The 18,132-nt window shown below is 64.6% G+C and carries 16 protein-coding genes; 6 read left to right on the top strand and 10 right to left on the bottom strand.

The genetic code is table 11. The annotated features are described in order from the left end of the window. Nucleotides 1–303: 303 nt before the first annotated feature. Both ppdK and B5V03_RS03775 read right to left on the bottom strand, forming a co-directional pair. The gene (gene ppdK / locus B5V03_RS03780) at nucleotides 304–3,228 is read right to left on the bottom strand and encodes a pyruvate, phosphate dikinase (RefSeq protein ID WP_164987771.1); all 2,925 of its coding nucleotides are present in this window, start codon (nucleotides 3,226–3,228) and stop codon (nucleotides 304–306) included. Between the two features lie 96 nt (nucleotides 3,229–3,324). Then, nucleotides 3,325–3,480: a DUF3096 domain-containing protein gene (locus tag B5V03_RS03775; protein WP_007594951.1), complete on the bottom strand. Its 156-nt coding sequence runs from the start codon at nucleotides 3,478–3,480 to the stop codon at nucleotides 3,325–3,327. 220 nt (nucleotides 3,481–3,700) lie between these two features. Here B5V03_RS03775 and B5V03_RS03770 point away from each other — a divergent pair, with 220 nt between their 5' ends. Next, nucleotides 3,701–4,054, top strand: coding sequence for a DUF1236 domain-containing protein (locus B5V03_RS03770; protein WP_164987770.1), 354 nt, complete (start codon nucleotides 3,701–3,703; stop codon nucleotides 4,052–4,054). Nucleotides 4,055–4,297: 243 nt separating this feature from the next. Here the strand turns inward: B5V03_RS03770 and glyS are convergent, their stop codons facing one another. From glyS to B5V03_RS03740, 6 genes are all read right to left on the bottom strand, one after another. After that, nucleotides 4,298–6,640 (bottom strand): glycine--tRNA ligase subunit beta, encoded by a 2,343-nt coding sequence (glyS, locus tag B5V03_RS03765; RefSeq protein WP_129267940.1) that lies wholly within the window; start codon nucleotides 6,638–6,640, stop codon nucleotides 4,298–4,300. Next, nucleotides 6,640–7,575 (bottom strand): glycine--tRNA ligase subunit alpha, encoded by a 936-nt coding sequence (locus tag B5V03_RS03760; RefSeq protein WP_129267939.1) that lies wholly within the window; start codon nucleotides 7,573–7,575, stop codon nucleotides 6,640–6,642. Before B5V03_RS03760 ends, glyS begins: the two co-directional genes overlap by 1 nt. Nucleotides 7,576–7,774: 199 nt before the next feature. Beyond that, nucleotides 7,775–7,963 (bottom strand): hypothetical protein, encoded by a 189-nt coding sequence (locus tag B5V03_RS03755; protein ID WP_129267982.1) that lies wholly within the window; start codon nucleotides 7,961–7,963, stop codon nucleotides 7,775–7,777. 106 nt (nucleotides 7,964–8,069) lie between these two features. Further along, complete coding sequence (locus B5V03_RS03750) at nucleotides 8,070–8,978, bottom strand: S49 family peptidase (RefSeq protein ID WP_129267938.1); 909 nt, start codon at nucleotides 8,976–8,978, stop codon at nucleotides 8,070–8,072. 216 nt (nucleotides 8,979–9,194) lie between these two features. Further along, nucleotides 9,195–9,962 (bottom strand): tRNA1(Val) (adenine(37)-N6)-methyltransferase, encoded by a 768-nt coding sequence (locus B5V03_RS03745; protein WP_129267937.1) that lies wholly within the window; start codon nucleotides 9,960–9,962, stop codon nucleotides 9,195–9,197. Continuing rightward, entirely contained in the window at nucleotides 9,955–10,182 is a 228-nt protein-coding gene (locus B5V03_RS03740) for a DUF2007 domain-containing protein (protein WP_129267936.1), read from the bottom strand. The genes B5V03_RS03745 and B5V03_RS03740 overlap by 8 nt, the downstream gene beginning before the upstream one ends. A gap of 133 nt (nucleotides 10,183–10,315) precedes the next feature. Between B5V03_RS03740 and B5V03_RS03735 the strand changes: the two genes are divergently transcribed. The 5 genes from B5V03_RS03735 (at nucleotide 10,316) to B5V03_RS03715 (ending at nucleotide 15,172) form a co-directional block, all read left to right on the top strand. Continuing rightward, complete coding sequence (locus B5V03_RS03735; RefSeq protein ID WP_092029327.1) at nucleotides 10,316–11,323, top strand: polyprenyl synthetase family protein; 1,008 nt, start codon at nucleotides 10,316–10,318, stop codon at nucleotides 11,321–11,323. A 491-nt stretch (nucleotides 11,324–11,814) separates the two neighbouring features. Continuing rightward, nucleotides 11,815–12,330, top strand: a complete 516-nt coding sequence (locus B5V03_RS03730; RefSeq protein WP_129267935.1) for a winged helix-turn-helix transcriptional regulator — start codon at nucleotides 11,815–11,817, stop codon at nucleotides 12,328–12,330. A 1-nt stretch (nucleotide 12,331) separates the two neighbouring features. Continuing rightward, complete coding sequence (gene fabF, locus B5V03_RS03725) at nucleotides 12,332–13,594, top strand: beta-ketoacyl-ACP synthase II (protein ID WP_129267934.1); 1,263 nt, start codon at nucleotides 12,332–12,334, stop codon at nucleotides 13,592–13,594. A 74-nt stretch (nucleotides 13,595–13,668) separates the two neighbouring features. Further along, nucleotides 13,669–14,301, top strand: a complete 633-nt coding sequence (locus tag B5V03_RS03720) for a LysE family translocator (protein WP_129267933.1) — start codon at nucleotides 13,669–13,671, stop codon at nucleotides 14,299–14,301. Next, nucleotides 14,294–15,172, top strand: coding sequence for an alpha/beta fold hydrolase (locus B5V03_RS03715; protein ID WP_129267932.1), 879 nt, complete (start codon nucleotides 14,294–14,296; stop codon nucleotides 15,170–15,172). Before B5V03_RS03720 ends, B5V03_RS03715 begins: the two co-directional genes overlap by 8 nt. A 101-nt stretch (nucleotides 15,173–15,273) precedes the next feature. On the opposite strand, the gene B5V03_RS03710 is transcribed toward B5V03_RS03715, so the two are convergent. Together B5V03_RS03710 and B5V03_RS03705 are read right to left on the bottom strand one after the other, a co-directional pair. Further along, nucleotides 15,274–16,158, bottom strand: coding sequence for a 4-(cytidine 5'-diphospho)-2-C-methyl-D-erythritol kinase (locus B5V03_RS03710; protein ID WP_164987769.1), 885 nt, complete (start codon nucleotides 16,156–16,158; stop codon nucleotides 15,274–15,276). Nucleotides 16,159–16,186: 28 nt separating this feature from the next. Then, nucleotides 16,187–17,983, bottom strand: a complete 1,797-nt coding sequence (locus B5V03_RS03705) for a tetratricopeptide repeat protein (protein WP_129267930.1) — start codon at nucleotides 17,981–17,983, stop codon at nucleotides 16,187–16,189. Between the last annotated feature and the right edge of the window lie 149 nt (nucleotides 17,984–18,132).

Raw genomic sequence — 18,132 nt, 5'->3', positions numbered from 1 at the left:
TATCATTACGGTACGCGTGATGGGCTCCAGGTGTTGCGCATTGACGATGCGAAAGCAGACTCCTCACCGTCACCCTGAGGTGGCCGCTTCTTCAGCGGCCCTCGAAGGGCGACGGCCCGGCTGCATCCCGGCCGTGCATCCTTCGAGGCTCCCGATGGGACGCGTTGCGTCCCATCGCTCGCACCTCAGGATGACGGAACGACCAACTGCGCAAATTCAATGACGTGGGGAGAGAGCGGTGCGCAAAATGAAAAGAAGCGGGGTTTGGCCCCGCCTCTTCGCATTCAACATTTCAAACTCTTCTTACGCCTGGCTCGCGACCGCCTTGCCGAGCGCGGCTTGCGCGGCGGCGAGTCGCGCGATCGGAACGCGGTAGGGCGAGCACGACACATAGTCGAGGCCAATGTCGTGGCAGAAGGCGACGGAAGCGGGATCGCCGCCGTGCTCGCCGCAGATGCCAACCTTGAGCTTCGGGCGCGTCTTGCGGCCGCGCGCGACGCCGATCTTGACGAGCTCGCCGACACCTTCCTGGTCGAGGGCCACGAAGGGATCGATCGGGAGGATGCCCTTGGACACGTAGGTCCCGAGGAAGCTCGCGGCGTCGTCGCGGCTGATGCCGTAAGTCGTTTGCGTCAGATCGTTGGTGCCGAAGGAGAAGAACTCGGCACTCTCCGCGATCTCGGCCGCGAGCAGGCAGGCGCGCGGCAACTCGATCATGGTGCCGACCTGATAGGTCAGCTTGGTGTTGGTGTCGCGCATCACTGCTTTCGCGGTGGAATCGATCCGCGCCTTAACGAGGTCGAGCTCCATCTTGGTCGCGATCAGCGGCACCATCACCTCGAGGCCGACGGCCTTGCCGGTGCGCTTCTCGGCCTCGACGGCGGCTTCGAAGATCGCACGCGCCTGCATCTCGGCGATTTCAGGATACGCGATCGCGATACGGCAGCCGCGGAAGCCGAGCATCGGATTGAACTCCGAAAGCTCGCGCGCGCGGTCGGCCAGGCGCCGCGGGTCGGTGTTCATGGCACGCGCCACTTCCTCGACCTCGGCATGGGTGTGCGGCAGGAACTCGTGCAGCGGCGGATCGAGCAGGCGGATCGTGACGGGCAGGCCCTTCATGATCTCAAACAGCTCGACGAAGTCGGCACGCTGCATCGGCAGCAGCTTCGCAAGCGCGGCACGGCGCGACTGCTCGTCCTCGGACAGGATCATCTCGCGCACGGTGCGGATGCGGGTCTCCTCGAAGAACATGTGCTCGGTACGGCAGAGGCCGATGCCTTCCGCGCCGAACTTGATCGCGGTGCGCGCATCGTCGGGCGTGTCGCCATTGACGCGAACGCCGATCTTGCGGACCTGGTCGGCCCACTTCATCAGCGTACCGAACTCGCCCGAAAGCTCCGGCTCGATCATCGGCATCCGGCCGGCGAGCACCTGGCCGAGCGACCCGTCGATGGTGATGACGTCTCCGGTCTTGTAGGTGCGCGAGCCGATGCTCATGGTGCCGCGGCCATAGTCGACGCGGATGGTGCCGCAGCCGGAGACGCAGGGCTTGCCCATGCCGCGCGCGACCACGGCGGCGTGCGAGGTCATGCCGCCGCGGGTGGTCAAGATGCCTTCGGCGGCGTGCATGCCGTGGATGTCTTCCGGGCTGGTCTCGATGCGGACCAGGATGACCTTGCGTCCGTCGCCCTGAAGCTTGGCCGCTTCGTCCGAGGAGAACACGATCTCGCCGGAGGCAGCACCTGGCGAAGCCGGCAGGCCAGTCGCGATCACGTCGCGCTTGGCGTCGGGATCGATGGTCGGATGCAACAGCTGGTCGAGCGAGGCGGGATCGATCCGCGTCACCGCTTCATTCTTGGTGATCAGGCCCTCATTGGCGAGTTCGACCGCGATGCGCAGCGCCGCTTTCGCGGTGCGCTTGCCGCCGCGGGTCTGGAGCATCCAGAGCTTGCCCTGCTCGACCGTGAACTCCATGTCCTGCATGTCGCGGTAGTGCTTCTCGAGCAGCGTGTAGATCCGCGTCAGCTCCTTGAAGGCCTCCGGCATCGCCGCTTCCATCGACGCCTTGTCGGAGCCGGATTCCTTGCGCGCGTCCTCCGTGATGTCCTGCGGCGTGCGGATGCCCGCCACCACGTCCTCACCTTGCGCGTTGATCAGGAACTCGCCGTAGAGCTTGCTCTCGCCGGTCGAGGGATTGCGGGTGAAGGCAACGCCGGTCGCCGACGTGTCGCCCATGTTGCCGAACACCATGGCCTGCACGTTGACCGCGGTGCCCCAGGATTCCGGAATGTCGTGCAGCTTGCGGTAGGTCACCGCACGCGCGTTCATCCAGGATGAGAACACAGCACCAATCGCGCCCCAGAGCTGGTCGTGCGGATCCTGCGGAAAGTCCTTGCCGGTCTCGCGGGCGACCGCGTCCTTGTACTTGCCGACCAGCTCGACCCAGTCCTCGGCCGACAGATCGGTGTCGAGCGTGTAGCCCTGGCTGTCCTTGAAGGTGTCGAGGATTTCCTCGAAGTGATGATGCTCGAAGCCGAGCACCACGTCCGAATACATGGTGATGAAGCGGCGATAGCTGTCATAGGCGAAGCGGCGGTCACCTGACAGTTCCGAGAGCGCTTCCACGGTCTCGTCGTTGAGGCCGAGGTTGAGCACGGTGTCCATCATGCCCGGCATCGAGGCGCGCGCGCCGGAGCGCACGGAGACCAGCAGCGGATTCTTGGTGTCGCCGAACACCTTGCCGGTCAACTTGCCGACATGGTCGAGCGCCTTCTCAACCTGCGACTGCAATTCCTTCGGATAGGATTTGTCGTGCGCGTAGAAATAGGTGCAGACCGAGGTTGGGATGGTGAACCCGGGAGGCACGGGAAGGCCGAGATTGGCCATCTCGGCGAGGTTGGCGCCCTTGCCGCCGAGCAGGTCGCGCATCTCGGCTTTGCCCTCGGCCTTGCCGTCACCGAATGTGAACACCCATTTGCCAGCCTTGGCGGCGGCTGGCGCGGCCTTCTTCGGTGCGACCTTCGGCGCAACCGGCTTGGTCACAGCCTTCGCGGCGGGCTTGGCGGCCGGCTTCGAGACCGGCTTGGCAGCGGCTTTCGCCGGGGCCTTGGCAACCGGCTTGGGAGCGCTCTTGGCGAGCGCCTTACGGGCCGCCGGCGCGGCCTTCGCCTTGGCGGAGGGCTTTGATTTCGCTGCAGTTTTAGAAGGCTTCGAGGCGGCTTTGGCCATAGCTTGCACACAACCTGCGAGAGGAATGGGAAATCGCGCGCCTTACACCACTTTGGGCAGGCCCGCGCAAGTCGAAGAGTTCCGGAAAATGAAGGCCTAGAGATGGAGCCACTTCAATAATCCGAGCCCGATCGCACCATTTATGATGAGAAAGATCGCGACAATCAGGTTCAGCAGGCGCGGCATGATCAGAATGAGCACGCCCGCAAGCAGCGACAGGATCGGCGAGATGTGGGCGACGGTGATGTGCATGGATTGTCTTTCCGTACGTTAAGGCGAATCGCGGCCGGATCATACCGGACCGGGTTCCGCGGGTAGAGACGCGCAAGACGCGAGCGGGTTCCCGGCTTCGCGAAATCTGCCCGAAAATGCCGCGTATGCGGCAGGCGTTTTCCGGAACATCGCGCGCGTCGCAGCATTGGCAACCGGTCGCGCCGCTGGCGCCGGCTGAATCATGTCGAAGGAGTTGCCCATGCGGAACAGGATTCTCGCTCTCGCAACGCTTGGCGTTGCGCTCGGTGCGCCGATCGCGGCACAGGCGCAAACCGGCATTACGGTGGGGCGCGCGCCCGTCGTGGTCGAAGGTGGCCCAACGATTACGGTCGAACAGCGGCCGGCTTTCCGCGACTATGTCGTCGAACAACGTGTGCCGGCCTTCCGTATCCCGGATCGCGTGGTGGTCGGCGCCACCTTACCCGAAAGCGGCGTCACCTATTATGACGTGCCGCAACGTTTCGGCGCCACGACCTATCGCTACACCGTCGTGAACGGCGAGACCGTGCTGGTCGAGCCGCGCTCGCGCCGCATCGTCGAGGTGATGGACTAACGCTGCCGCTCAACTCGATGTCCGACGCGTCAAATCAGGCTGACGCGTGAAGCTTGTCGCGGACATCAGGCCCCGCCCGGTCTTCCCCCCGCCGGGCGGGGCACTTTTTGTAGGGCATGCCCTCGTGTCCCGGGCAAGCGAAGCGCAGACCCGGGACACAGAAGCCACGAACTCGCGGCAAGCATGGGCCCCGGCTCTGCAGCGCACCGCCAAGTGGCGCTGCGCTGCGTCCGGGGCACGAGATCAATCCTGGATCTTCGAGAAATCCGCGACCGCGCGCGTGGCACTGCGAATCTCGTTGAGCAGCTTCAACCGGTTCTCACGCACCTTTGGATCGTCGTCGTTGACGCGCACCTTGTCGAAGAACGCATCCACCGGCGGACGCAGCTTGGCCATTGCGCTCATCGCGGCCGCAAAGTCCTCCTTAGCGACGGCGGCACTTGCTTCCGCCTTCACCTCGCCGATCGCCTTGGCCAGCGCCTTCTCCTCATCGAGGCCATAGAGCGCAGCATCCGGCGCGCCGTCGAACGTGCGCTTGTCCTTCTTCTCCTCGATGCCGAGGATATTGCTGGCGCGCTTGATGCCGGCGAGCAGGTTCTTGCCGTCGTCGGTCTCGAGGAATTTGCCGAGCGCCTCGACACGGCGGACGATCATCAGCAGATCATCCTGGCCACCGAGCGCGAACACGGCATCGACGAGATCGTGACGCGCGCCCTGCTCGCGGAGCTGGACCTTGAGGCGGTCGGCGAAGAAGGCGAGGAGTTCTGATGAAACTTCCTTCAGACCACGAAGCTCTCGTAGATAGTGATGTCGACGACTGGCCTCGCGAATCTTCGTCATGGCCTCTTGATCAATTCGCTGTTTGCGCGCCTCCGGCGTAAACAGCGCATCGTCATCGATGATCTTATCGATATTTTCCGCGAACATAGCCTCAAGCTCCAAGGAGCGCGGAACCCTGATCTTCGACATCAAAGTCATCATCTCGGGCTTCCAAGTAAATTTTCTGGCTTCGATTACCGGTGGGCGACCAGCCATTTGGGCAAACATCGATCGATATGCATTCCTGATAATATGGTTGAATTCAATCTTGAGCTGATTTTCTAGCACCAGCCGGATTACACCCAACGCCGCGCGACGGAGAGCGTACGGGTCCTTGCTTCCCGTCGGCTTTTCGTCAATCGCCCAGAACCCGACGAGAGTGTCGATCTTGTCGGCGAGCGCGACAGCGACACTGACTGGTTCCGTCGGAACGCGATCTGCCGGACCTTGCGGCTTGTAATGCTCTTCGCAGGCGGCGGCGACGGAAGCGTCCTCGCCCTGGGCCAGCGCATAGTATTTGCCCATCAGGCCCTGCACCTCAGGGAATTCGCCGACGACTTCGGTCAGCAGATCCGCCTTCGCCAGATGTGCCGCGCGCGTTGCTTTCGCGACATCGGCGCCGACCAGCGGCGCGATCTCGGCGGCAAGGCGCTCAAGGCGCTCGATGCGCTCCGCCTGCGTCCCTAGCTTCTCGTGGAACACGATCTGCTCGAATTTCGGCAGCCGATCTTGCAGCTTCGTCTTCAGGTCCGTCTCGTAGAAGAACTTCGCATCCGACAGGCGCGGACGGATCACGCGCTCGTTGCCTGAGACGATGACCCGGCCGCCGTCAGCCGCCTCGATATTCGCCGTGAGCACGAACTTGTTGGTCAGCTTGCCCGTCTTGGCATCCCTGACCACAAAGCACTTCTGGTTGTTGCGGATGGTGGCGCGGATCACCTCTTCCGGGATCGCGAGATACTCTTCTTCGAACGACCCCATCATGACGACCGGCCATTCGACGAGCCCCGAGACTTCGTCCAGCAGCACCTGATCTTCGACGAGCTCAAAACCTTGCGCGAAGGTCAGCTCCTTGGCGTCCGCAAAGATGATGTCCTTGCGCGCCTGCGGATCGAGGATGACCTTTGCCGCCTTCAGCTTGGCTTCGTAGTCCTCGAAGCGGCGCACGTTAATCGCATCCGGCGCCATGAAGCGATGGCCGTAGGTGGTCTGGCCGGTTGCGATTCCGTCGACCTCGAACTTCACGACATCGGGTTCTTCGGTCTCGGGCCCGAAGGTTGCGGTGATCGCGTGCAGCGGACGCACCCAGCTCAGCGAGCCCGGCTTGCCGGAGCGCGCGCCCCAGCGCATCGATTTCGGCCAGGGGAAGGTGCGGATGATGACGGGCAGGATTTCCGCGAGCACATCGATCGCATCGCGGCCGGGCTTCTCGATCAAGCCGATGTAGAAATCACCCTTGGGGTCGCGCTGGATCTTGGCTTCGTCGAGCGATTTCAGACCTGTCGCCTTCAGAAAACCCTGCACGGCCGCATCGGGCGCGCCGACTTTCGGTCCGCGGCGTTCGGTCTTGAGGTCGGGCTGGCGCGCGGGAATGCCGTGCACGGTGAGCGCAAGGCGACGCGGCGTCGCGAAGGCTTTCGCGCCCTCGTAGACGAGGCCTTCGGCAACGAGCTTGTCGGTGACCATGCGGCGCAGATCGTCGGCCGCCTTGGCCTGCATCCGCGCGGGGATCTCTTCCGAGAACAGTTCAAGCAAAAGTTCGGGCATCAGGCCGCTCCGCCCGCTTCAGTATGGATCCAGGCCTCGCCGCAGGCTTTTGCCAGTTCGCGCACGCGCAAGATGTAGCTCTGCCGCTCGGTCACGGAGATCACGCCGCGCGCATCGAGCAGATTGAAAACGTGGCTCGCCTTGATGCACTGGTCATAGGCCGGCAGCGCCATCAGATGCGCCTCGCGCTTCTCATCCTTCCAGCCGGCATCGAGATATTTGCGGCACGCGGCTTCCGCCATCTTGAACTGCTCGAACAGCATCGCGGTGTCGGCGACTTCAAAGTTGTGCTTCGAATATTCCCGCTCGGCCTGCAGGAAGACATCGCCATAAGTGACCTTCTGATCACCCTCGCGGCCATTAAAATTGAGGTCGTAGACGCGGTCGACGCCCTGCACATACATCGCGAGGCGCTCGAGCCCGTAGGTGAGCTCGCCCGCGACCGGCGCGCATTCAAAACCCGCGACCTGCTGGAAATAGGTGAACTGGCTGACTTCCATGCCGTCGCACCAGCATTCCCAGCCGAGACCCCAGGCGCCCAGCGTCGGGCTCTCCCAGTCGTCCTCGACGAAGCGGATGTCGTGCACGGCGGAATCGATGCCGATCGCGGCGAGCGACTTCAGGTAGAGCTCCTGGAGGTTCGGCGGCGACGGCTTCATGATCACCTGGAACTGGTAGTAGTGCTGCATCCGATTCGGATTCTCGCCGTAGCGGCCATCCTTGGGCCGGCGCGAGGGCTGCACATAGGCGGCATTCCAAGGCTTTGGCCCGAGCGCGCGCAGCGTGGTCGCCGGATGGAAGGTGCCTGCGCCCATCTCCATGTCGTAGGGCTGCAGGATCACGCAGCCCTGCTCGGCCCAGAAGGTCTGGAGCGCGAGGATAAAACCCTGGAACGAACGTTCCGGGCGCATATGGGCGGGCAATGAGGCGTCCATCGTCAGATCAGGCTCTCGCGGGGGGTTTTGAATCGCGCGGGACCGTATCGACGGCGGGGGTGGGAATCAAGGCAAAGGGGCGGATTCGGGCCCGGTTCTCTCCGTCATGGCCGGGCTTGTCCCGGCCATCCACGACCTTTCTCGCGGCACGAAGAACGTGGATGCCCGGGACAAGCCCGGACATGACAAGTGGCGCTAACTAACCCGGCCGATAAGCCCCGGTCACGGGGTCACGCTTCAGCGTCTGGATATTCCCCATATGGGCGGCCTCGGCGACGCGCGAGAGGCGCATCTCCTCCAGCTCCTGGTTGATCCGGACAGCGGTCTTATACGCCCAGCGGACCACGGCAAGCCCGCCCAGGACGCCTGCGAATGCGACGAACGGCATCGGTCGTTCCTTGTTCACAATGCTCACCCCCCATACGCATTCTCGCGCAGACCAGGCCGCGCCGCAATTGGCTCGGCCCGGACCAAATGGCGCGGGCGGGCTCCGCCTAGAACCCGAATTTCGCCCAAATCGCGCGCGTCTCGACCGCCGAGATCAGATCGTCCGGCAACCCGGCCATTGATTCCATGGCCGAAAGCTGGCCCGCACCCGGCGATTTCCGCCCCAAAAGGCCGGACAGCAACCCGGTCGGCTGCGCAATGACGGGGGTGAGAACCTTCTCGCCATAGCGGGCACGAAGAGTTGAGCGCAGATCGCCGATGCTGTCGGCGAGCCCCAGCGCGATTGAACTCTCGCCGGCCCAGTATTCGCCCGTGAATAGCGTGTCGTCGCTGCCCTTGAGGCGCGCACCGCGGCTGTCCTTCACCAAGGCAATGAATATCTGGTGGATCTCGCGCTGAAGCGCCTTCAGCTTGGCGACGTCGTCGGGGTTTTCGGGCAGGAACGGATCGAGCATCGCCTTGTGCGCGCCGGCCGTGTAGAGGCGCCGCTCGATGCCGAGCCGCTTGATCGCCTCCTGGAAACCAAAACTGCCGCCGACCACGCCGATCGAACCGAGAATCGATGATGGATCGCAAATGATCTCATCGCCGGCGCAGGCGATCATGTAGCCGCCGGACGCCGCGACGTCCTCGACGAACACCAGCACCGGCAGCTTCTTCTCCGCCGCGAGCTGCTTGATGCGCAGATAGATCTGGCGCGACTGCACCGGCGAGCCGCCGGGCGAGTTGATCACCAGCGCCACCGCCTTGGCGTTGCGCATCGAAAAGGCCCGCTCCAGCACGCGCGCGACGCCCGCGAGCGACATGCCCGGGCGCAGCGGCGTCACCGCACCAATCACGCCGGAGAGTCGCACCACCGGCACGACGGCCGTGCCGGGGCGGAAGCGCGCCGGCAGATATTGCATGAGCTTGTCGGCCAGGCCGGAACTCCCACGATCGTTCAATTGTTCAGCCATGCCGCTACCTCTGGTTAACCATTTCTTATCACGCGAGTGTCATTGGAAGTGCCTGGAACGTGTTTTGCAGATTCCTCGTTGGGAAGCTGCAATGAAGCAGCGGAGGAAACGTCATGAAGATCTACCTGCTGATGCTGCTGATCGGTGCGCTTTTCATGGCGATCCGCTTGACGTCCCCGCAAGAACAGCAGTCGGAATCGCTTCCGCAGTAAGCCATCACGGTTCCACCAGGGGTAGAACCGATCGTCCCTCCAGAATATCCATCACCTCTTTTTTAGGCACGCGTGACTCTTCGTTAAGCATGAGACCCGGCAACAATCGCGTCGGAGCTCTGCCGCCTTTGGTCGCGCGCACCAGTACGCGGATCGCGGGCCGTCCCGCTTCGCCGTGAATCGGCAGGACCACAAAGCTGCCGAAGCCGCGTGACAGCGCTGCCAAAACATCCGTGATCCCATCTGCGCGCCAGATCAATGTCAGCGCGCCATTCGATCGGAGGATACGCCGCGCTGCATGCACCCACGCATGCAGCGTCTCCTCCGTCGCCACATGCGCGCTGTGGCGCATCTGGTCCGGCGAGCCGCGATGCCGCACCGGATCGTTGAAGGGCGGGTTGGTCAGCACCACGTCGACACTGTCGGGCCCGAGCCCATGTATCGAGAACGCCTGCGCATCGGCCGTGACGTCAAGCACCATCACCTCGGCGGCAATCGCATTCGCCGCCGCATTGGCGCGCGCGAGTTCCGCGAGCTCCGGATCGATCTCGACCAGGCTGAGCTTGACGCCCGCCACACGCCGGGCGAGCGCCAGCCCCGCGGTGCCGATGCCGGCGCCGAGATCGACCACGCGGTCGCCCGCGTGAGCCTCCGTCGCCGCCGCGAGCAGGATCGCGTCATGGCCGGCGCGATGGCCGGACCGCTTCTGCTTCAGCCGCAACTGACCGCCGAGAAAGGCGTCCTCGGTGATATCGGGTGCGGCCTCAATCATCGCCGCGCAGTTCGTGGCTGAGGCCGGCGTCGGTGAGAAGTTCCCTGGCCTCCCGGGCGTCGTCCTCATGGACCAGGATCCGCCGCGGCAAAATGCCGAGCGAGCCCTCGATGATGCTCATGTTCTGGTCCAGCACCAGATGATGGATGTTGGCGCCGTCGAGCAGCGCGCCGATCGCTGACACCAGCACCATATCGTTGGTTCGAACCAGTTCACGCAAAACTGAGGTCTCCTGCCCGAAGGGGGCTAAAGGGGCAAATGTCAATGGTTCCGCAGGCCTTGCCGCATCCGCCGCCAGTTTCTATTGTATTTCCATCAGAATAGCCCTTCCGGGGCAAATATTGGAGACCGGCGTGGCCGTCATCGTACCTTTCGAAACTCCCGGCGCGTCGATCGAACAGCTGGTTGCCCTTGTCGCCGGTGACATGGAGCGCGTCAACGCCACGATCCTGTCGCGGACCGGGTCTGATGTGACCATGATCCCGGAGGTCGCCAACCATCTGATCTCCTCCGGGGGCAAGCGGCTGCGGCCGATGCTGACGCTCGCCATGGCCAACCTCGCCGGCTACACCGGCGACGGCCACATCAAGCTCGCCGCGTCCGTCGAGTTCATGCACACCGCCACGCTCCTGCACGACGACGTCGTCGACGAGAGCGAAATGCGCCGCGGAAAACTCTCGGCGCGCATGCTCTGGGGCAACGAGGCGAGCGTGCTGGTCGGCGACTTCCTGCTCGGACAAGCCTTCCGCATGATGGTCGAGGTCGGCTCGCTCCGCGCGCTGGACATTCTCTCCGCGGCTGCCGCCACCATCGCCGAGGGCGAGGTGATGCAGCTTGCCGCCGCCAAAAACACCGCGACCACCGAGGACGAATATCTCGCCGTGATCCGCGGCAAGACCGCCGAGCTGTTCGCGGCCGCCTGCGAGGTCGGCCCTGTCATCGCCAACCGCCCGAAGGCGGAGCAAACCGCCTGCCGCTCGGTCGGCATGAATCTCGGCATCGCCTTCCAGCTGGTCGACGACGTGCTCGACTATGGCGGCAAGAGCGCAAAACTCGGCAAGAACACCGGCGACGACTTTCGCGAGGGCAAGATCACGCTGCCAGTGGTACTCGCCTTCCGCCGCGGCAACGACACCGAGCGCGCCTTCTGGATCAAGGCGCTCGAGCGCGGCGAGATCGGCGACAGCGACCTCGATCACGCCATCGGGTTGATGAACAAGCACCGCGCACTCGAGGACACGATCAGCCGCGCCCACCACTACGGCGCCATGGCCGTCGACGCGCTGGCGCTGTTCCCGTCCTCGCCGATGAAGAGCGCGCTGGAGCAGGTGGTGGCGTTCTGCCTGGCGCGGTCGCACTGAGCGCGGTCGTCCCAACGCCGCTATCGCTGCCGCACTGCCGCTAGCCTGTCGCCCTTCAGCGACAACCGCTTCGCGGTTGCGCGCGGGTGACGGCGTTGGATTAGTGCGCGATGCCCCCACATGGTCATTGCGAGCGCAGCGAAGCAATCCAGAATCCCTCCGCGGCGACGGTCTGGATTGCTTCGCTACGCTCGCAATGACGGAGAGCTAGACAGCCACGCACTCCTCTCGTGTCCCGGACGCGCTGCAGCGTGCAACGCGCAGAGCCGGGACCCACGCGACACCCAGTGATCGGCAACATGGGCCCCGGCTCTGCAGCGCACCGCTAAGAGGCGCTGCGTTGCGTCCGGGGCACGAGAGCGGCTCAGCCTCGCCCACCGTACATCTCACCACCGGACAGGTTTTGTCACCGCCAACTCCGCTTCGCTCTCCACCCGTATCCGCCCACCCAGTAGCTTGCATTTTGCAAGTCACTAACCTACCTTCCCGCCATGCAGCCCAAATCCCCCTCCATCCTGGAATGCCCGGTCGGTCGCGCCGTGGAGACAGTCGGCGAATGGTGGAGCATCTTGATCCTGCGGGATGCGTTTCAGGGCTCGACGAAGTTCGACGAATTCTCGCAGAGCCTCGGCATCGCGCCGAACATCCTGTCGCGGCGGCTGACCCATCTCACCAAGAGCGGCATGTTCGTCCGCCGCCGCTACAACGAACGCCCGCCGCGTTACGAATATGTGCTGACGAACAAGGCGCGGGATTTCTTCCCCGTGATCGCTACGCTGCTCGCCTGGGGCAACAAGCATCTCGCCCCGAAGGGCGAAGCCATCCTGCTGGCGAACCGGGATGACGTCCGCCCGTTCGATCCGGTCGTCGTCGACGCCGCCGACATGCGTCCGATCACGCTCGCCAATGCGGTCGTCGTTGCAGGTCCGCGCGCCAGCCGCGGGATGCGCGCGCGGCTCGCCTCGCTCAAAGCCATGAACCCGGCCGTTGCGCCGGCTGGAGACTGACATGCGTCGTATCGTCGTGACAGGCATGGGCGCGGTGTCGCCGCTCGGCTGCGGTGTCGAACTGTCCTGGCGCCGACTGCTCGCCGGCCAGAGCGGACTGCGCCCGCTGCCCGAATGGGCGCAAGCCCTGCCCGCGCGCATTGCCGGGCTCGTGCCTGACAAGGCCGATGATGCCGACGGCGGCTTCGATCCCGCGCAAGCCGCCGCGCCAAAAGACCAGCGCAAGATGGATCGCTTTATCCTGTTCGCGCTGCTCGCCACCGCGGAAGCGATCGCGCAAGCGAAATGGACGCCGCAGGACGCGAGCGCGCTGGAACGCACCGCGACAATCATCGCCTCCGGCGTTGGCGGCTTCCCGGCGATGGCGGAGGCGGTGCGCATCACCGAGCACCGCGGCGCGCGCCGGCTCTCGCCGTTCACGATCCCCTCGTTCCTTGCCAATCTCGCCGCCGGCCACGTCTCGATCAAATACGGCTACAAGGGCGCGCTGGGCACGCCCGTTACGGCCTGTGCCGCCGGCGTGCAGGCGATCGGCGATGCTGCGCGCATGATCCGCGCCGGCGAAGCCGATGTCGCCATCTGCGGCGGCGCGGAGGCCTGCATCGATATCGTCAGCCTCGGCGGCTTTGCCGCGGCACGCGCGCTATCGAGCTCCTTTAACGACGAGCCCGCCCGCGCCTCGCGCCCGTTCGATCGCGACCGCGAGGGATTTGTGATGGGCGAAGGTGCCGGCATTTTGGTGATCGAGGATCTCGAGCACGCGCTGGCCCGTGGCGCGACGCCGATCGCGGAAATCATCGGCTACGGCACGACCGCAGACGCCTATCACATGACCTCGGGTCCGCCCGATGGCGACGGCGCACGTCGCGCCATGGAGATCGCACTACGCCAGGCGAAGCTTGAACCCACGGACTTGCAGCATCTGAACGCGCATGCGACGTCAACGCCGGCTGGCGACGAGAGCGAGCTTGGCGCCATCGCCGCGCTGTTCGGCCGGAACCGAAACATCGCTGTCAGCGCGACGAAATCAGCCACCGGCCATCTGCTCGGCGCCGCCGGCGGGCTGGAAGCGATCTTCACGATCCTCGCCCTGCGCGACCAGATCGCGCCGCCGACGCTCAATCTCGAAAACCCCGATCCCGGCGCTGATGGCATCGACATCGTCTCAGGCGCCGCACGGCCGATGCCGATGCAGCACGCCATCTCCAACGGGTTTGGCTTCGGCGGGGTCAACGCCAGCGCGATCTTCCGCCGGATGGACTAAATGACGGGCCTCTAAATGAGAAGCCTCTCAACGAGAAGCCTTGCAATCGCGGCGCGCTGCGCTACGAAAACGGGATGATCGAAACGAATTTCTGGCTGTTCCTGGCCGCAGCCTGTCTCATTGCCGCCGTTCCCGGCCCCGGCATCTTCTACGTCGCGGCGCGGACCTTGTCGGAAGGGCGTGGCAGCGGCTTTGCCTCGACCGCAGGCACGGCGCTGGGCGGGCTGGTTCATGTCGTGGCGGGCAGCCTCGGCATCTCCGCGATCATCCTTGCCAGCGCGGAGCTGTTTGCCGCGATCAAATTCGTCGGTGCGCTCTATCTGGTCTGGCTCGGCATCAAGACGTTTCGCAATGCCGGCCGCGCGCTGTCGCTGGCGAGCGAGCCCGTCGGCGATAAGCGCGCGTTCCGCGATGGCGTGCTGGTCGAGGCTTTGAACCCGAAGACCGCGGCGTTCTTCCTCGCCTTCATTCCGCAATTCCTCGATCCCGCGGGATCGAACCCCACGCTGCAATTCATCGTGCTCGGCGCAATCTCGGTGACGCTGAACACACTCGTCGATGTCATTGTGGTGCTGATGGCCGCGGCAACGCGTACACAGCTGGTCGGCCGGCCGAACCTGATGCGGCGCCTCACCCAGGGCTCCGGCCTCTTCATCGCGGGCCTCGGCCTCTCGCTCGCGCTGGCGCGGCGGCCCGTCAATGGCTAGCGCCCCGCAAAGCCGCTTCTATGAATCGCACCGACTGCGGCTGCATTATGCCGATTGGGGCAACGACGGCGCGCCGCCCCTGATCCTGGTCCATGGCGGCCGTGATCATTGCCGGAGCTGGGACGCGATTGCCCGTGCGCTGCAGCCGCATTTTCACGTGATTGCGCCCGATTTGCGCGGCCACGGCGATTCCGACTGGACCAAAGGCGGCAGCTACGCGCTGACGGAGTATGTCTACGATCTCGCCCAGCTCGTCCGTAGTGTCGCAGCGCCTCAAATCACTCTCGTCGGTCACTCGATGGGCGGCATGGTGAGCCTGATTTTCACGGGATCATTCCCCGAACAGGTCTCGAAGCTGGTCGTGCTCGACGGCGTGACCATGCTGCCGGATTCGCCGAAGGCCCCAACGCATGAGCGCATCAGCAAATGGGTCGGCCAGCTCGACAGGTTGCACGACCGCACACCGCGCCGTTATGCGACGCTCGCGGACGCGGCCGCACAGATGGTGCTGCACAATAAACGGCTGTCTCGCGAGCTAGCGCTGCATCTCGCGACACACGGCGCGCGGCGAAATGAGGACGGCACCTATAGCTGGAAGTTCGATCCCTATCAGCGCTCCTCTGCGCCGCACCGGCTCTGGCCGGACGATCACGTCGCGCTGTGGTCACGCATCGCCTGTCCGACGCTGCTGCTCAATGCCGGCGAGAGCTTTCTGGCCGGCGCGAGGGCGGCGGGCCTGGAGCGTTATTTCCCGAACGCACGCGTCGAGACCATTGCTGGGGCCGGACACTGGCTGCAGCATGACAAGCCGGAAGAGGTGTTGGGCGAGATACGGCGGTTCTTGGACTTGGCCGAGGACGGCGCGGGTTAGCTCCGCTCCATCCGCGTCATTGCGAGCACAGCGAAGCAATCCAGACCGTCACCGCGGGGGGATTCTGGATTGCTTCGCTGCGCTCGCAATGACGAAGAGACCTAGCTCAACGTGCCCGCATGCACCCACCAGCCGGGGTGATCCCTGCGAATCCTCTCAGCGGCGGCGTGCGCTTCGGTGGGCGCGCCGTAGATCGCAAAACACGTCGCACCCGAGCCGGACATGCGGGCGAGCTTGACGCCGGCGGAATCGCGCAAGGCCTCCAGCACCTCGCCGATCACAGGCTCGATCCGCAGCGCAGGCGCTTCGAGATCGTTGGCGACGGTTTCGAGAACATCGACCCAATCGGCAATCGAGCCGCCCTCCTCCGGCCAGGCCGGCGCATCGAGGACCGAGGTGGCGCCGACCAGCAGTTCGCCGTTGCGCAGGCCGAGCTCCTTAAATACGTCCTTGGTCGCAACGGGCACTCGAGGATTGACCATCACGCAGGGCATGCTCGGCAACGCGAGCGGCAACAGCTGCTCGCCGACACCGGTCATGTCGCAGGCGCGCGAGAACAGGCACACCGGCACATCGGCACCGGTCGCGAGTGCGACCTTCTGCAGGCGGGGATCATCGAGCGAGAGATTGTTGAGACGCGCCAGCAGCCGCAGCGCCGCCGCAGCATCCGCCGAGCCGCCGCCGATGCCGGCTGCAACGGGGAGCACCTTGTCGAGCGCGAAGGCCCCGAGCTTCAGGCCCGGCACAGCTTCGGCCAGGAGCTTGGCAGCCTTGAACACGAGATTGTCGGACATCTCGCCACAAGCCGCGGCCAGCGGCCCCGTGGTGGCGAGCTTCAACTCACCGCCCGGCTCCAGCGTCAGCCGGTCGGCGCAGTCGGCGAACGCGACGACGCTTTCGAGATCATGATAGCCGTCGGCACGACGGCCGATCACGCGAAGGGTCAGATTGACCTTCGCGCGCCCTTCTTCAATCAACGCCGGCATCGGCGACACGCCCCCAACTTCAGTCAGTCTAGCCGCCCTTGCCGTCGTCCTTCTTCTTCTCTGCTTGCGCGGCCGAAGAATTCGAAGTGTCCTCGGTCATGCCGTTGGCGATCTTGGCCTCGATCTTCGGAAGCTCATCCGCCTCGGGCTTGAGATCGCGCGCATGCGCCCACTGGAATTTGGCTTCCAGCGTACGGCCGACGCGCCAATAGGCATCGCCAAGGTGATCGTTGATAGTGGGATCTTCGGGCTTGAGGTCGATCGCACGCTCGAGGTTCTTCACCGCCTCTTCGTAATTGCCGATGCGGTAATAGGCCCAGCCGAGGGAGTCGACGATGTAGCCGTCGTCGGGACGCTGCTCGACGGCGCGCTTGATCATCTTCATGCCTTCGTCGAGATTGACGCCCTGGTCGATCCAGGAATAGCCGAGATAGTTGAGGACATGCGGCTGGTCGGGCTGGAGCTCGAGCGCCTTCTTCATGTCGGCTTCGGCCTTGCCCCACTCCTTGGAGCGCTCTTCGCAGATGCCGCGATAATAATACCAGACGCTGTTGGCCTTATCGCTGCCAGCAGGCAGCACGTCGATGCCGCGCGAATAGGTCGCGCCGCAGTCGCCGAACTTCTTGCGGCCACGCTCGATGTTGCCGAGCGCCATGATGGCTTCGAGATCCTTGGCATCCTCAGTGGTGACGCCCTTGAGGATCTTGATCGCTTCGTCGGTGCGGTCGGCGGAATCGAGGTCGATGGCGAGCTGGATCTGCGCGTTGCGCTTCAGCGGCGAGGTCGCCGGCACGCGCTCATAGACCTTGATCGCCATCTGCGGCCGCTTCACCGACTCATAGAGATCGGCGAGCGAGAGCAGCGCCAGCGGATGGGTCGGCTGGAGGTAGAGCGAGAGCTGGAGGTAGACCAGCGCCAGATCCTCGCCGCCGCGGCGGGTCAGCGTGGCGCCGATGCCGTAGAGCGCTTCGGCGGCACCAGCTTGCGCGGAGTCGGCCAGCGGCGGCATCTTCTTGCCGGCCTTGGTGTCGCGCAGGCCTTCCACGATCAGCGGATGGCGGGCGAGCTTCTTGTCGAACGCCTGGTAGACGGCGGTCGCGGCGGCGGAGTCCTTGTTGCGCGACAGCCAGCGCGCATAGGCTTCGGTGACGCGCAGCATGGAATCGTCGAGCTTGTAGGCGCGCTCGAAGCGGGTGCCGGCGTCCTTCTCCTTGCCCGAGAGCTCAAGGATCATACCGGCGTGGAGATCCTTGAACAGCGGATACCATTCCGGACCGGCCAGCTTGTCGATGATGGCGACGCCGCCCTTGGCATCGCCGGCGCCATAGGCGGCCCAGCCGGACAGCAGGGTTGCAACGAGATCGGTGATCGGACCGCGGATCGACTGGTTGATGTTGGTCTGCGCAGTCGCGTACTTCTTGAACTTGAGATCGTGCACGCCGACGACGAGGCGCGCGACGCGGTTGGTCTTGTCGATGGTGAGGATACGCTCGGCAAGCTTCACGGCTTCGTCGATGTCGCCATCGGCGACCGAGGAGATGAAGGCGCGATCAAGCAGCTCGTTGTTCTTCGGGTCGGTGCGGAGCGCCGAGCGGTAGAACGCGGCGGCCGAGGCTGCATCGCGCTCGACGCTGGCGTGGCGGGCGGCGAGATAGCTGCCGGAGGTCGTGAGCGCTTTCAGATCGTTTCGGGTCGGAAACTGCACCGCCGTATCGGACGGATGATCCGGCGTCTGCGCCAGGACCGCGCCGGGGACCGTCGCGATCGCGGTGCCCATCAGGGCGATGGCGGCAACAGTCCAGCGGTTGAAACGATTTGAGAACATCAGGGCTCGCCTTGAGTTGGTAGTGCCTGGGTTTGCAGCAAAAGGCCGTATCGCATGCGAACGCGGCCGGTGGCATCGGGACCCGGAACCGTCGGGCCGACAATGCCGCTTTTGGCGCTTCACCGCAAGGATTCGGGCATGCGATCCCC

The organism is Bradyrhizobium betae (assembly GCF_004123905.1).
GTDB lineage: Bacteria > Pseudomonadota > Alphaproteobacteria > Rhizobiales > Xanthobacteraceae > Bradyrhizobium > Bradyrhizobium betae_A.
This window is presented reverse-complemented; position numbering and strand designations above follow the sequence as displayed.